General features: G+C 73.3%; 12 protein-coding genes. 4 read left to right on the top strand and 8 right to left on the bottom strand.

Features of this window, described 5'->3' with window-relative positions; all coding sequences use genetic code 11:
• Window positions 1–23: 23 nt before the first annotated feature.
• Both ACWC94_RS01935 and ACWC94_RS01930 read left to right on the top strand, forming a co-directional pair.
• Window positions 24–530 carry a SigE family RNA polymerase sigma factor gene (locus ACWC94_RS01935; protein ID WP_450794387.1) on the top strand — a complete coding sequence of 169 codons (507 nt, stop codon included), beginning with the start codon at window positions 24–26 and terminating at the stop codon, window positions 528–530.
• Entirely contained in the window at window positions 523–1,227 is a 705-nt protein-coding gene (locus ACWC94_RS01930) for a hypothetical protein (protein WP_450794386.1), read from the top strand. Before ACWC94_RS01935 ends, ACWC94_RS01930 begins: the two co-directional genes overlap by 8 nt.
• A gap of 54 nt (window positions 1,228–1,281) precedes the next feature.
• On the opposite strand, the gene ACWC94_RS01925 is transcribed toward ACWC94_RS01930, so the two are convergent.
• Together ACWC94_RS01925 and ACWC94_RS01920 are read right to left on the bottom strand one after the other, a co-directional pair.
• Window positions 1,282–2,586 (bottom strand): MFS transporter, encoded by a 1,305-nt coding sequence (locus tag ACWC94_RS01925; protein WP_450794385.1) that lies wholly within the window; start codon window positions 2,584–2,586, stop codon window positions 1,282–1,284.
• Entirely contained in the window at window positions 2,586–3,842 is a 1,257-nt protein-coding gene (locus ACWC94_RS01920; protein ID WP_450794384.1) for an aminotransferase class V-fold PLP-dependent enzyme, read from the bottom strand. The genes ACWC94_RS01925 and ACWC94_RS01920 overlap by 1 nt, the downstream gene beginning before the upstream one ends.
• On the opposite strand from ACWC94_RS01920, the gene ACWC94_RS01915 reads away from it, so the two are divergent.
• Both ACWC94_RS01915 and ACWC94_RS01910 read left to right on the top strand, forming a co-directional pair.
• Window positions 3,841–5,253 (top strand): aminotransferase-like domain-containing protein, encoded by a 1,413-nt coding sequence (locus ACWC94_RS01915; RefSeq protein WP_450794383.1) that lies wholly within the window; start codon window positions 3,841–3,843, stop codon window positions 5,251–5,253. The genes ACWC94_RS01920 and ACWC94_RS01915 overlap by 2 nt on opposite strands.
• Before the next feature lie 88 nt (window positions 5,254–5,341).
• A complete protein-coding gene (locus ACWC94_RS01910) occupies window positions 5,342–6,757 on the top strand; it encodes a hypothetical protein (RefSeq protein WP_450794382.1) in 1,416 nt (471 codons plus the stop codon).
• Between the two features lie 128 nt (window positions 6,758–6,885).
• Here ACWC94_RS01910 and ACWC94_RS01905 read toward each other — a convergent pair whose 3' ends face one another.
• The 6 genes from ACWC94_RS01905 to ACWC94_RS01880 form a co-directional block, all read right to left on the bottom strand.
• Complete coding sequence (locus ACWC94_RS01905) at window positions 6,886–7,116, bottom strand: DUF6059 family protein (protein ID WP_450794381.1); 231 nt, start codon at window positions 7,114–7,116, stop codon at window positions 6,886–6,888.
• Window positions 7,113–8,906, bottom strand: a complete 1,794-nt coding sequence (locus tag ACWC94_RS01900) for an acyltransferase domain-containing protein (RefSeq protein ID WP_450794380.1) — start codon at window positions 8,904–8,906, stop codon at window positions 7,113–7,115. Before ACWC94_RS01900 ends, ACWC94_RS01905 begins: the two co-directional genes overlap by 4 nt.
• A gap of 175 nt (window positions 8,907–9,081) precedes the next feature.
• Window positions 9,082–9,306 carry an acyl carrier protein gene (locus ACWC94_RS01895; protein ID WP_450794602.1) on the bottom strand — a complete coding sequence of 75 codons (225 nt, stop codon included), beginning with the start codon at window positions 9,304–9,306 and terminating at the stop codon, window positions 9,082–9,084.
• A 107-nt stretch (window positions 9,307–9,413) separates the two neighbouring features.
• Window positions 9,414–10,634 carry a ketosynthase chain-length factor gene (locus ACWC94_RS01890; RefSeq protein WP_450794379.1) on the bottom strand — a complete coding sequence of 407 codons (1,221 nt, stop codon included), beginning with the start codon at window positions 10,632–10,634 and terminating at the stop codon, window positions 9,414–9,416.
• Window positions 10,631–11,899: a beta-ketoacyl-[acyl-carrier-protein] synthase family protein gene (locus ACWC94_RS01885; protein ID WP_450794378.1), complete on the bottom strand. Its 1,269-nt coding sequence runs from the start codon at window positions 11,897–11,899 to the stop codon at window positions 10,631–10,633. Before ACWC94_RS01885 ends, ACWC94_RS01890 begins: the two co-directional genes overlap by 4 nt.
• A gap of 256 nt (window positions 11,900–12,155) precedes the next feature.
• Window positions 12,156–13,745 carry an acyl-CoA carboxylase subunit beta gene (locus ACWC94_RS01880; RefSeq protein WP_450794377.1) on the bottom strand — a complete coding sequence of 530 codons (1,590 nt, stop codon included), beginning with the start codon at window positions 13,743–13,745 and terminating at the stop codon, window positions 12,156–12,158.
• Window positions 13,746–13,770: the final 25 nt, after the last annotated feature.

The raw sequence follows: 13,770 nt of genomic DNA, 5'->3' as shown, positions 1-13,770 counted from the left end.
GCCGTGAGAGAGAGCACGACAAGGTGACCGAGGACGAGTTCGACCTCTTCTACACGGCTGCCTACCCGCGTCTGGTCGGCCAGCTGTACGCCCTGACCGGGGACCACGCCGAAGCCCAGGACGTGGTGCAGGAGGCGTTCGTGCGGGCCTGGGACCGGCGTTCGTCCGTCCTGACCGGCGACCAGGCCCCCGAGGCGTGGATCCGCACGGTGGCACACCGTCTGGCGATGAGCCGCTGGCGGCGGGCGCGCCACTGGTGGAACCTGGTCCGGGGGGAGTCCGCGCCGCGGCCGGTGCCCGAACCCGGTCCCGACCACGTGGCGTTGGTCACCGCTCTGCGCCGCCTGCCCGAAGCCCAGCGGACCGCGATCGTGCTGCACCACCTGTGCGATCTGAGCGTGGAGCAGATAGCCGCCGAGACCAACGCGGCCGTCGGCACCGTCAAGGCACGGCTGTCGCGCGGTCGTTCGGCACTCGCCGCTCACCTGGTGAGCGAGGAACCCCACCCGACGGAGGAAGCCTGTGTCTGATCAGCCGCCACCAGATCTGCTGACCGAGGCGGAGCTGTCCGCCCGGCTTCGTGGCCTGGCCGCGCGCGGCGCGGCGCCGGCCCCGGCCACGGGGGCACAGGTGAGGAGCCGGGCGGCACGCCGCCGCGGCGGCCGACGCGTTCTGCTCTCCACCGGCGCGCTGGCGGCCGCGGCCCTCACCGCCGTCGCCTCCGGCGCCCTCGACGGCTCCCCGGCCGAGCCGGCGCCGGCCAGGCCGGCCCCGTCCCCCTCGCCCGTCCAGCGGGTGACGGTCGACCTGGACTCCCACGCACTGGTCATCGAGGGCAGGAGGTTCCCCATCGCCTCGCCGGCGAGCTTCTGCCCGATCGGCGAGACGACGGTCACGGTCACCGCCAAGTACCCCGTGGTGAAGGTCCGCCGCAGCAAGCTCAGCAGCAAGCTCAGTGACTATTCGGACTCCAGGCGGTGGGCGGTCACCTTCACCGACCGCAGTCACCACGAGCGGCTCCTGATGTTCGAGCTGGAACCCGCCCAAGCCACCGCTGTCGGCAACGACCAGATCTTCGGCTCCCTCGCCCTCGCCCCCAAAGCGGGGAAGCAGGTGTACGACGCCATCGAGCCGGGCGCGCGTGTGGAGATCAAGGGCCGGCAGGCCGCGCACCCGACGTCCGAGTCGATATGTGTCGACTACCGGCCGATCGTCGCCGACCGCTGACGCCGAACCGCCGGCGCGCCGCCCGGCAAGGGTGGCGTCCCGCTCCTGAAGCGTTCACCGCTCGCGCGGCTCGGCCGGTGACGGCAGGGCCGCCAGTCCGGTGACCGGGGACGCGAGGAGTCCGATCGCCACCGCGGCGGAGCCGATCGCCGCGACGGTCAGGGCGCCTCTGCCGCCGAGGGCGCCGGTCAGGAGCCCGGCGGACAGGCCGCCGAGTGCGCCGCCGCCGAACAGCAGTGTCCGGAAGGCCGCGGTCATCCGTCCCATCATCGACGCGGGAGTGCTCGTCTGCCGGAGGCTGACGATGACGACGTTGGCGACGCCGAGTCCCAGGTACGTGAGGAAGAAGGACGCCACGCACATCGTGATCACCAGCGGTTTCGGTCCCGCGGCGGTGGCGAGGAGGCTCGGTCCGAGCAGCAGGGCGGACTGGGCCAGCAGGTAGACGCGTCCGAGGCGGAACCGTCGGATCACCCGCCCGGAGATCAACGCGCCGATGAGGCCGCCCACCGAGGCCGTGGCGAAGACACCGCCGAGGACCGACGGGGTGAGATGCAGGTCGCGTGTGCCGTGGAGCAGGAACATGGTCCACACGGTGATCATGGAGAAGTTGCAGCAGAAGCCGACGAGTGCCAGGGCCCGCAGGATCCTGTCCGTCATGACCCAGCGGAGGCCGTCCCGCAGCTCCGAGGGGACGTGGCGGCGGGCGCCCCGCTCCGGACGTGGCTCGGGGGTGCGGATGAGCAGCAGGGAGATCACGGAGACCAGGTACGAGAAGGCGTCCACGACCAGTGCCACCGGTGCGGTCAGCGCCGACACCAGGACGCCCGCCAGACCGGGCCCCGCCACGTCCGCCGTGGAGGAGCTGACGCCCATCCTCGCGCTCGCCTCGACGTACTGGCCGGGGTCGCGGACCAGGGTGGGGACGTACGACATCCAGCTCACGTCGAACAGCACCGACGCGACACCGACGGCGCACGCGATGACCGTCAGGGTGACCATGCTGAGGGCGTCCGCCCAGTGCAGGACGGGGACGAGCGCCAGCAGGACCATCCGGACCAGGTTCGCCGCGAGCATGACCCCGCGCCTGCGGACCCGGTCCACCCACACCCCGAAGATCAGGGCGAGGCCCAGGTAGGGGGCGAGCTGCAGGAAGCGCAGCAGCCCCACCTGCTCGTCGCTGGCCCCGAACGCGCGGATGGCGGTGAGGGGCAGCGCGAGGGTCGTCACCTGGGTGCCGAGCAGGGACACGGTCTCGCCCAGCCAGAACTTCAGGAAGTCGCCGTTGCGCCAGAGGGTCCCGGGTGGTTCCCCGGCAGCCGCCCCCGGGCCGGCCGCCGCCACATCGGCCGACGCCATCAGCGGGTCCTCTGCCCGCGCCCGGCGAGTTCGGCGACGGCCGCGGCGACCGTGTCGACCTCGTCCTCGGTGTTGTAGTAGTGCGGTGACAGGCGCAGGCACCAGTCGACGTCCTTGTCGCCGAAGTCGTACTGCGCGAACTCCCGGAAGCTCAAGGCCGAGTTGACGCCCTGTTCGTCCAGGGCCGTCTTGAAGGGCTGCGGCTGCCAGCCTTCGACCTCGAAGGTGACGAGCGCCGCCGGGGCCGGCCCGCGGTCGAGGAGGCGTATGCCGGGGAAGTCCGCCAGGCGGTCGCGCAGCCGGGCGGCCAGCGCGGGTGTCCGGCGGGAGATCGGGTCCAGGCCGACCCGAAGGGCGTAGCGCACCGCCGCGGCGCAGCCGAGCAGGGTGGCGTACGGGAACTCCCACTCCTCGAACCGTGCCGCGCTGTCCACCGGCCGGTACGTCCCGGGGTCGATCCAGCGGGCGCCGTACATGTCGATGAACAGCGGTTCGTAGCCCTCCCGCAGGACGCGGTCGGAGACGTAGAGGAAGCCCGACCCGCGTGGGCCGCGCAGGAACTTGCGGCAGGTCGCGGTGAGCAGGTCGCAGCCGATCTCGTCCACGTCGATCGGGTACTGCCCCACCGACTGGCAGGCGTCCACCAGGTAGAGCAGGCCCAGTTCCCGGCAGTGGCGGCCGATCTCGGCCACCGGCTGGACGAGGCCGGAGTTGGTGGGCACATGTGTCGCGGCGACGAGGCGGGGGCGGCGGGAGCGCATGAGCGCCGCCATGGCGTCGACGTCGACGCCGCTGCCGTCGGGGTGGTCGGGGGCGTGGACGATCTCGACGCCGAGGCGTTTGCGCAGGGCGAGGAACGCGATCTGGTTGGAGATGAAGTCGTTGCGGGTGGTGAGGACGACGTCGCCGGCCCGGAAGTCGATCGCCGACAGGGCCTTGGTGTACGCATGGGTCGCGCTGCCGGCGAACGCGATGTTGCCGGGTCCGGTGCCCAGGAGGTCGGCGACGGACGCGTGGAAGTCGCGGACCTGGACCTCCCGTGCGGCGGAGGCCTCGTAGCCGCCGATCTCCGCCTCCAGCCGGAGGTGGTCGGTCATCGCCGCGAGGACCGGGCGGGCCACCAGGCCGCAGCCCGCGTTGTTGAAGTGGACGACCGACTCGCAGCCCGGGGTGTCGGCGCGCAGCGCCGCGATCTCCGCCGCGGTGCCGGGGAGCGATTCTCCAGAGAGGAGAGAAGCGTTACTCTGTTGTCTCATGCCTGAGAGTAGCAGTACTGAGGCGCTGGTAGGGATACTCCGTACGGAGATCGCCCGTCTCGCACCCGGCGACCGGCTGCCCAGCAGCCGGGAGTTGACGGCGCGTCACGGTGTCAGCCCGGTGACGGTGTCGCGGGCGTTCGCCCAACTGGCCGCCGAGGGCGAGGTGGTCACCCGCCCGGGCAGCGGCACCTACGTCGCCCCGCGCCGCGCCCGCTCGGCCGCCGATGCTCCGGACACCTCCTGGCAGGCAGTGGCACTCGCCGGACGTGACGTCGATCCGGGCGCCGCGGACGGCCTTTCGGAGCCGCCGCCCGCAGGCGGGATCGCCATGGCGGGCGGCTATCTGCACCCGTCCCTCCGCCCGGAACGGGCGTTGGGCGCGGCCCTGGCCCGGGCGGCCCGCCGTCCCGGCGCCTGGGACCGGGCACCGGCCGCGGGCCTGGCACCGCTGCGCGCGGTCTTCGCCCGAGCGGCCGGAAGCGGGGTCGGCCCGGAGGACGTACTGATCACCGGCGGCGGCCAGGGTGCGCTGTCGATGCTCTTCCGGGCGCTGGCCGCGCCGGGCAGCCCGGTGCTGGTGGAGTCGCCGACGTACCCGGGCGCGCTGGCCGCCGCCCGCGCGGCGGGGCTGCGCCCGGTGGCCGTACCGATGGACGGCGACGGCGTCCGCCCCGACCTGCTGGCCGACGCCTTCGCCGTGACCGGGGCCCGGCTGATGTACTGCCAGCCCACGTTCCACAATCCGACCGGTGCCGTGCTCGCGCCGGCGCGCCGCCGCCAGGTCGTGGACGTGGCCCGCGCCGCCGGGGCGTTCCTCGTCGAGGACGACTTCGCCCGCCACCTCGGCCACGGCGGCCCGGTGCCTCTCCCCCTGGTGGCGGACGACCGCGACGGCACCGTGGTCCAGCTGACCTCACTGACGAAGCCGGCCTCGCCGAGCCTGCGCATCGGGGCGGTGATCGCCCGTGGACCGGTGATGCGCAGACTGCAGGGGATGCGGCGGGTGGACGACTTCTTCGTCGCCAGGCCGCTGCAGGAGGCGGCCCTGGAGCTGGTCAGCACTCCCGCGTGGGACCGTCATCTGCGCGCCCTTTCCACGCAGCTGAGGGAGCGTTGTGCGGTGCTGGCCGGAGGCATGGCGCGCGAACTGCCCGGCTGGACACCGACCCGGATCCCGGAAGGCGGTCTGCACCTGTGGGTCCAGCTGCCGCCCGGCCTGGAGGACTCGGCCGTCGCGGACGCGGCACGGGCCCATGGTGTGGCGGTCGACGCGGGCTCCCGGTACTTCCCCGCCGAGCAATCGGGCCCCTGCCTCAGGCTCGGTTTCGCGGCCTCGGAGGACCTCGCCGATCTCACCGAGGGTGTCCGCCGCCTCGGTGCGGCGGCACGAGCGTGCGCCACGGCATGAGCCGGCCATGACGGCGAGGGCAGACGAAGATCGTCATTCCGTTAGGATCACCCGCGGTCATGTCATGGACACGGGGGGGGTGGGATCCGTGAATCACGGAAGCGGGACACGTCCGCGGGCGCGCGGCGCGGTCGTCGGGATGTCGTTCGTCGGGATGTCGCTGTCCCTGGCGCTGCTGACGGGATGCGGCGGTGGCGGCGGGACGGCCGGCGGTGGGGGCAGGGCGACGGCGCACGCCCCGGCCGCCGAAGACACCGTGAAGGGCCCCGCCTACAAAGGGCCCGCGTTGCCCGGCTTCGCCGCCCGGGCGGCCTGGAGCCTGCCCGCCGAGGGCACCTCGGCGCCCGGCGTCCTCGACCTCGGCTCCACCCTGCTGCTGGCGAAGAACGCCCACGGCGGGTACGCGAGCACGCTGACCGAGGGCATGCTGTCCGACTCCGACGAGGCCGAGCCCCTCACGCTGGAGTTCCGCGACGTGAAGACCGGGGCCGTCCGCAAGGCGCTGAAGGTGCGAGCCAAGACGGTCGAGGCGGTCACCTGGCACGACGGCGCCCCCGCCGTGGCCGTGACCTCCTCCACGACCAGCCGGTCCGACGGCCTCACCGAGGCGAAGACCACCACCACGGCCACCCTGTACGGCGCCGACGGCGGTGAACTCGCCAAGGTCCCCGCGTACGAGCGGGGCACCCTGCTGGACGGCTACCGCGTCGAGAAGACCGACGACACCCTCCGTCTCACGCCCGTCGGCGGCGGCCCGTCCCGCACGGTCACCTGCACCGGCACCGCCGCCAGCTGCACCTACGACGCCGAGACCGGCACGGCGGACGCCTCCGTGGCCCATGCCCCGCTCATCAGCGGCGGCTACTACGCGGGCTTCCTCAACGCCAGCAACTACCAGACCGAGCCCGAGCAGATCACGCTCAACGAACTCGCCACCGGCAAGCGGGTGTGGAGCACCGCCGACGCGAAGATCCCCAAGGGCGTGGCCCTGGACGACAAGGGCCACCCCAAGAGCGAGGAGAAGCGCATCCTGCGGATCGCCGACGGCAAGGTCCTCGTCGGCTGGAAGTCCGGCCTCTCCTTCTCCTCCGGCAGCTGGATCCACGCCTGGTACGACCTGAAGAGCGGCGCGCTCCTCACCTCGTACCAGGGCCCGGCGGAGGTGCTGTTCTCGCCCTCCGGCGACCTCGCCGCCCGGGACGTGGTCACGTTCGAGGACTTCCCCGGCACCGCCGTGTGGCAGACCGCCGACGGCAAGCGGCGGTGGGAGCAGCAGGACGGCGAACACGCCCTCGACCCCGTCCGTTTCACGGCCGACGGGTCGGTGCTGTACGGGGTGACGGACGACAAGAGCGCCACGAACACCGGCATCGCGGTGGACACCCGGACGAAGAAGGTGCTGGCGAAGAACCTGCCCGAGGAGAACATCCCGTCCGTCGACACGGCCACCGGTTACGGCTACGTCGGCACGGCGGCGGGCCTGTTCGTCTTCGCACCGGCCTGAGCCGGCCATCGCGCAGACCGTGGTCGGCATCGTCCACCGCGGCCGGGGTCCCCGGCAGGCCGTGCACGCCCTGGTGTGCCGCGCCACCGTGCCGGAGACCCCCGGGCCCGCCGCGGCCCGCCCGTGCATCAGCCCCGGGGATCCCGCACGCGCGGGCCCGGGATCGTCAACTCCCGCTCCACGGCGCGTTCGTACGCGGTCAGGGGGAGGTCGGGGCGCAGGCGTTCGGGGTGGAGGGGCGGGGGGCCGCAGCGGTCGGGGTGCCAGTCCGCCGGCGGAACCCAGATGTACATGCGGCCCGCCGCCGTCAGGGTGCCGTAGATCGCCTTCAGGACGCGCAGCGCCCTCGTCGCCGTCATTCCCGCCATGAGGTCGCCGCGGCGAGTTGCGGTGCCGGGGCGGTGGCCTCGGCGCCGGGGTGCGGGTCGGCGCTCCACGTCCACAGGGCGGACAGCGCGACCGGGGAGGGGACGTGGCCCTCGGTCCACAGCCTGGCCGCCGCGGTGAGGACCGACTGCCGGTCGGCCTCCGCCGTGCCGGGGCGGCCCGGGAGCAGCGGTACGGCGGCGCTGGCGCCGAGGCGTACCGCGCGGTGGCGGCGGGCGAAGGCGGTGAGGGTCTGCCGGGGGCCCGCCTCGACCAGCAGCATGTCGTCGGCCGCGAGCAGGGACTCCAGGGCCTGCTTGAAGTACACGGTGTCGGTGATCTGACGGGCCCAGAAACGGGGGCTGAGTGCCTCCTCGGGGCGCAGCAGTTCGCCCGTGTAGCCGGAGTACAGCGGCAGCGCCGGCGGGCGCAGGGGGATGTCCCGGTAGGCCGCCTCCACGGCCTCGGACGCGGGGGCCATCGCCGGGGAGTGGAAGGGGCTGGTCGCCGGTACGGTGACCACGGTCAGGCCGTCGGCCCGCAGTGCCTGGGCGATCTCGGCCAGCGGTTCGGCGGAACCCGCCAGCATGGTCTGCTGGTTGGCGTTGACCGCGGCGATCGCCACGTCGTCGCGGAGGTAGGGGCGCAGGCGGTGTTCTTCCGCGGCGACCGCGAGCATGCCGCCCGCCGGGATCTTCACCGCCTCGCGGACGCGTTCCATGACCATGGCGACCGCGTCGGGCAGGGCGACGGCACCGGCGATGGTCGCGGCGACGAGTTCGCCCGCGCTGTGGCCCAGCACCGCGGTGGGGCGCACCCCCCAGCCGATCACCATGCGGCCGAGCGCGTAGTCGACCGCGAACAGCAGCGGCTGGGCGCGGCGTACGTCGTCGACGGGGATCAGCGGGCGGCCGTCGGTGAGCCAGTCCGCGCGGATCCGCGGGCCCTCGTCGCCCATGTGGGACAGGGCCGCGTCGAAGGCGGCGGTGAACACCGGCTCCCGCCCGTACAGGCCGGCCGCCATGGCGTGGTGCTGGGAGCCCTGGCCCGGGAAGAGCAGGGCGACGGGCCGGGGCCTGGCCGCGGTGACCGCCTTCGCCTTGTGCACCGCGGCGGCGGACAGCGCGGCGACGGTGACGGCGGCGGCGCGCACCGGTCCGGGCTCGGTGCCGCACGGCACCACGGTGGGCAGCGCGGGGAACGCCTCGTGGTGCAGGCCCGAGAGCAGGGGCAGCAGTTCGCCGCGCACCCGCTGCTCGTCCCGCTCGTCCCGGCCCGACCACAGCAGCAGCCGGTGCCGGCCGGGGTCGGTGACGCGGTGCCCGTGGGCCAGGGTCGTCAGGTCCGGCGCGGAGTCGGGATCGGCGGTGTCGGCCAGGTCGAGGACACCGAGGACGGTGTCGCCGTCCGCGACCGCCTCCGCGGCGCGCTTGACCGCGTAGACCGTGATGGTCCCGGCCTCAGGCTCGTCGAATCCGGCGACGAGTGCGAAGTCCGCGGTGCCGTCGTGGAGTTCCTGGTGGGCCAGGCGCAGGGCGCGGCCGGGCGCCGAGGCGGTGCGCACCGCGAAGCCCTCGTGTTCGGGGGTGAGGGCGGGGTCCGGTGCGTGCGCACCGACGTAGACGACGGTGCGCACGGGCAGGTCGCGCGGGGAGCGTCCGAAGGCCCGCAGCACCGCGGAGACCGCGGCGGCCGACGCCGGCACGGGCGCCCTGTCCTCTCCCGCGGGGCCCGGACGGACCGTGAGCCTCCGGATCACCGCGCTGTCAGCCGTCAGCGGCATGGGGTACCTCCTCGTGGGCCGCGGTCCGCCGCGGCCGGTGGGGCAAGGATCGACAGGAACCAGGGGGCGTGGGGGGAGTCGGGGGCGGCGGAGAGACCGGGTGGGAAGGAGGTGCGGGTGCGGGCCGCCCCTCGCGGCGGGGGATCCGGAATCGGGGCGGCCCGCACCGTCCGGCTCAGGCCTCGGTGACCTGGCCGGAGTTGATGAGCTCGAGCAGAGCACGGGGCGTCTCGGCGTCGACGACCGCGTCGTCGGGAACGCTGATGCCGTAGGTGCGCTGGACCTCGCCTATGACCTGCAGCAGGGCGAGGGAGTCGTAGCCGAGTTCCAGGAAGGGGGTGTCCAGGACGTCGCCGTCCAGGTCGATGCCCTCCTCCTCGCCGGCGCTCTCGCGCAGCATCCGGGTCAGGTCGGCCAGGGTGACGGTGGTGCTCGTGGTGGTGGTCACGGTGGGTCCTCCGTTGGGTGATGGTTGTGGTGCCTGACTCAGGGTGGTGCGAGGGCTGGTCACGCCGCGCGGCGTACGACGAGGGCCGCGTTGAAGCCGCCGTGGCCGCGGGCGAGAACCAGTGCGTTGCGCAGGTCCGCCTCCCGGGGCGCCCCGGTGACCAGGTCGATCGGGTAGTCGGCGGCGGGGGCGTCGACGCCCGCGGTGTGCGGGATGACCCCGTCGCGCAGGGCGAGCAGGGCGGTGGCGGCGTCGAGGGCCGCGCCGCCGGCAAGCAGCCGCCCGGTCAGCGACTTGGGGGCGGTCACCGGTACGGCGTTCGGGCCGAACACCTCCGCCAGGGCCTCGGCCTCGGCGCGGTCCAGCTCCGGGACACCGGCGGCGTCGGCGAAGACGACGTCGATGTCGCCGGGGGTGAGTCCGGCGTCGGTGAGGGCGGTGCGGGCGGCCCTGGCCAGGCCCGGCGGGCGCCCGGAGCCGGGGGCGGGATCGAGGGTGGCGGCGTACCCGGCGATCTCGCCGTAGACGTGGGACGCGCCGCGCTCGCGGGCCGCCGCGAGGTCCTCGGCCACCAGGATGGCGCCGCCCTCCCCCACCACGTATCCGCTCGCCTCGGCGGAGAAGGGCAGGAACGCGCGGGCCGGGTCCTGTTCGGTGCTCATCAGGCCGGTGGCCAGCTGCGGGACCCAGCCCCAGGGGCAGATGCCCGCGTCGACACCGCCGGAGACGACCGCCTGGAACCCCTTGCGGACGTGGCGGCGGGCCTGGCCGATGGCGTCGATGCCGCCGGCCTGTTCGGTCAGCAGGACGCCGCTGGGGCCGCGCAGCTTGTGCCGGATGGAGATCTGGCCGGTGTTGACGGCGTAGAACCAGGCGAAGGACTGGTAGGCGCTGACGTGCTCCTTGCCCTTGCTCCACAGGTTCTGCAGCTCGCGCTGGCCGAACTCGACGGCGCCGCCGGACGCCGAGGTGACCGTGCCCATGCCGTACTCGGGCACGTCCCCGGTGTCGATGCCGGCGTCCTCGAGGGCCCACTCCGCGGCGGCCAGGGCGAGGCGGGTCATGTGGTCGGTCTGCGGCATGAGCCGGCTGGGGATGTGCTCCTCGGCGACGAACCCCGGCACCTCGCCCGCCAGCCGGGAGGGGTAGCGCGTGGCGTCGAACCGGGTGACCGGGCCGATGCCCGACTCGCCCGCCAGTGTCGCCTTCCAGTAGTCCTCGGTGCCCAGGCCGTTGGGCGCGGCGATGCCGAGGCCGGTCACCACGGTGGACGTGGTCATGCGATGCTCCTTTCCGGTCGCGCGAGGACCATCGCGCTCTGGAAGCCGCCGAAGCCGCTGCCCACGCTGAGGACGGCGTCCGTCTGCTTCTCGCGGGCGGTCAACGGGATGTAGTCGAGGTCCAGTTCGGGGTCGGGCTCGTGCAGGTTCGCGGTGGGCGGCAGCACCCCGTGCTCCATGGCGAGGGCGCAGGCGGCGATCTCCAGGGAACCGATCGCGCCGAGCGAGTGCCCGATCATGGACTTGATGGAGCTGATCGGCGTCCGGTAGGCGTGCTCGCCCAGGCTGCGCTTGAACGCGCCCGTCTCGTGGCGGTCGTTCATCTTGGTGCCCGAACCGTGCGCGTTGATGTAGTCGATCGCGGTCGGGTCGAGCCGGGCCTCGGCGAGGGCGGCGTCGATGGCCTCGGACATCTCGCGGCCGTCCGGCTTGAGCCCGGTCATGTGGTACGCGTTGCAGCGCTGGGCGAAGCCCGCGATCTCGGCGTAGACGTGCGCTCCCCGGGCCCGGGCGCTCTCCAGCTCCTCCAGGACCAGGACGGCCGCGCCCTCCCCGAGGACCAGGCCGCTGCGGGTCCTGTCGAAGGGGCGGCAGGCGCTCTCGGGGGTGTCGTTGCGCGGGGTGGTGGCGAGGATGGCGTCGAAGCAGGCGGAGGTGATCGGGGAGATCGGGGCCTCGGTCGCGCCGGCGATCATCACGTCGCAGGTGCCCTCGCGGATCAGTTCCACCGCGTGGCCGAGTGAGTCCAGGCCCGAGGTGCAGCCGGTGGAGACCACGGCCGCCGGTCCCTCGGCGCCGGCCTCCTGGCCCACCTCGGCGGCCATCGAGCTGGGCACGAAGTGCCGGTACAGCTGGGGAATCGCGTACTCGTGGTCGACGAGCCACTCCCGGCCGCCGTCGCTGACCACCGCGTACTCGCGTTCCAGGCTGGTGGTGCAGCCGACCGCGCTGCCGAGGGAGGTGCCGATCCGGCCCGGGTCGAGGGCGGAGATGTCGAGGCCGCTGTCGGCGAGGGCCTCACGGGTGGAGACGACCGCGAACTGCGCGGCGCGGTCCAGCCGGCGGGCCTCCTGCTGGGAGAGGCCGGCGGCCAGCGGGTCGAAGTCGCACTCGGCGGCGACCCGGGAGCGGAACTGGGAGGGGTCGTAGAAGGAGATGGTGCGGGTGGCGGTACGGCCCGCGGTGAGCAGGTCCCAGTACTCCTTGACGCCGATCCCGCCAGGGGCCACGACGCCCAGTCCGGTGATGGCAACTCGACGCATCATCTACCTCGCCTTCGACGGGGCGGAGTGCTTCGCGCACTCCCTGCCGGATGGAACTGTGCGGGCCACTGTCGATCCCTTTCGTCCGGAGCACTGGCGGTGTCTCGGTCGCCGGGGCGCGCCATGGGTGGGTTCCCGCCCCGGCCGACCGGCCCGGACGGCCGCCCGCTCGTGGCGGGCCGCCGTATCCGGTAAGCCCATGGAACGTGCAGGTCCTCGACGGTCGCTCGTGTCCGCGTGGACGCGGTGTCCGCGCAGGTCAGGTGGGGAGATTGCCATGCTTGCGCGCCGGTACCTCGGCCTTTTTGCCCCGCAGCATGGCCAGGGAGCGGATCAGTACGGAGCGGGTCTCGGCCGGCTCGATGACGTCGTCCACCAGGCCGCGTTCTGCGGCGTAGTAGGGGTGCATCAGCTCGGTCCGGTACTCCTTGATGCGCTGCGCCCGGACGGCCTCGGGGTCGTCGGAGGCGTTGATCTCCCGGCGGAAGATGACGTTCGCGGCGCCCTCGGCGCCCATCACGGCGATCTCGTTGGTCGGCCAGGCGAAGGACAGGTCGCAGCCGATGGAGCGGGAGTCCATGACGATGTAGGCGCCGCCGTAGGCCTTGCGCAGGACCACGGAGATACGGGGCACGGTGGCGTTGCAGTAGGCGTACAGCAGTTTCGCGCCGTGCCGGATGATGCCGTTGTGCTCCTGGTCGACGCCCGGCAGGAAGCCCGGCACGTCGACCAGGGTGACCAGCGGGATGTTGAACGCGTCGCAGGTGGAGACGAAGCGGGCGGCCTTCTCGCTGGCGTGGATGTCGAGGACACCGGCGAGGACGGCGGGCTGGTTGGCGACGATGCCGACGGTGTGCCCGTCGAGGCGGGCGAGCGCGCACACCACGTTGCGCGCCCACGCCTCGTGGACCTCGAAGTACTCGCCGTCGTCGGCGATCTCCTCGATGACGGCGCGGATGTCGTACGAGCGTCCCGGCTCGGCCGGCACCAGGTCGCACAGGGTCTCCGTGCGCCGGTCCGCGGGGTCGTCGGCCGGTGCGGCGGGCGGCATCTCGCGGTTGTTGGACGGCAGCAGGGAGATGAGGAACCGTACGTCCTCCAGGCACTCGGTCTCGTCGTCGTAGGCGAAGTGGCACACGCCGGAGACGGTCGAGTGCGGCTCGGCGCCGCCCAGGCCGTTGTGGGTGATCTGCTCGCCGGTGACGGCCTGGACGACGTCGGGTCCGGTGATGAACATCTGGGCGGTCTCGCGCACCATGAACACGAAGTCGGTGAGGGCGGGCGAGTACGCGGCGCCGCCGGCGCACGGGCCGAGCATCACGCTGATCTGCGGGATGACGCCGGAGGCCGCGACGTTGCGGCGGAAGATCCCGCCGTAGCCGGCGAGCGCGGTGACGCCTTCCTGGATGCGGGCGCCGGCCCCGTCGTTGAGGGACACCAGGGGCGCTCCGGCCGCCTCGGCCAGGTCCATCACCTTGTGCACCTTGGCGGCGTGGGCCTCGCCCAGCGCTCCGGCGAAGACCCGGAAGTCATGGGCGTACACGAAGACGGTGCGGCCGTGGACCAGGCCCCAGCCGATGACCACGCCGTCGCCGTGCGGCTTCCTGTCCTCCAGGCCGAACCCGGTGGCGCGGTGCCGGCGCAGCGGCTCGATCTCGGTGAAGGTGCCCTCGTCGAAGAGGACGGCCAGCCGCTCGTGGGCGGTGAGTTTGTTCTTCGCGTGCTGGCGCCGGGTGGCGTCGGGATCGGGGCCTCGGCCCACTTCCTCTTTGATGCGGCGCAGTTCGGCGGCGGCCCGACGCAGGTCGGGGGCGGTGGAGGTGACGGTGAGGTCGTCGAGGATCGTCATCGGCCGAACGTAGGCCGGGCACCTC

It is taken from the genome of Streptomyces sp. NPDC001135, from assembly GCF_053598395.1.
The sequence above is the reverse complement of the archived record's forward strand: the minus strand, read 5'-3'. Positions and strand labels throughout refer to the sequence as shown.

Excerpts from the sequence above, each read along its gene's own strand:
- ACWC94_RS01925 (WP_450794385.1), bottom strand. The coding sequence starts at position 2,586 with ATGGCGTCGGCCGATGTGGCGGCGGCCGGCCCGGGGGCGGCTGCCGGG.
- ACWC94_RS01915 (WP_450794383.1), top strand. The coding sequence starts at position 3,841 with ATGCCTGAGAGTAGCAGTACTGAGGCGCTGGTAGGGATACTCCGTACG.
- ACWC94_RS01880 (WP_450794377.1), bottom strand. The coding sequence starts at position 13,745 with ATGACGATCCTCGACGACCTCACCGTCACCTCCACCGCCCCCGACCTG.
- ACWC94_RS01900 (WP_450794380.1), bottom strand. The coding sequence starts at position 8,906 with ATGCCGCTGACGGCTGACAGCGCGGTGATCCGGAGGCTCACGGTCCGT.
- ACWC94_RS01895 (WP_450794602.1), bottom strand. The coding sequence starts at position 9,306 with ATGCTGCGCGAGAGCGCCGGCGAGGAGGAGGGCATCGACCTGGACGGC.
- ACWC94_RS01905 (WP_450794381.1), bottom strand. The coding sequence starts at position 7,116 with ATGACGGCGACGAGGGCGCTGCGCGTCCTGAAGGCGATCTACGGCACC.
- ACWC94_RS01920 (WP_450794384.1), bottom strand. The coding sequence starts at position 3,842 with ATGAGACAACAGAGTAACGCTTCTCTCCTCTCTGGAGAATCGCTCCCC.
- ACWC94_RS01890 (WP_450794379.1), bottom strand. The coding sequence starts at position 10,634 with ATGACCACGTCCACCGTGGTGACCGGCCTCGGCATCGCCGCGCCCAAC.
- ACWC94_RS01885 (WP_450794378.1), bottom strand. The coding sequence starts at position 11,899 with ATGATGCGTCGAGTTGCCATCACCGGACTGGGCGTCGTGGCCCCTGGC.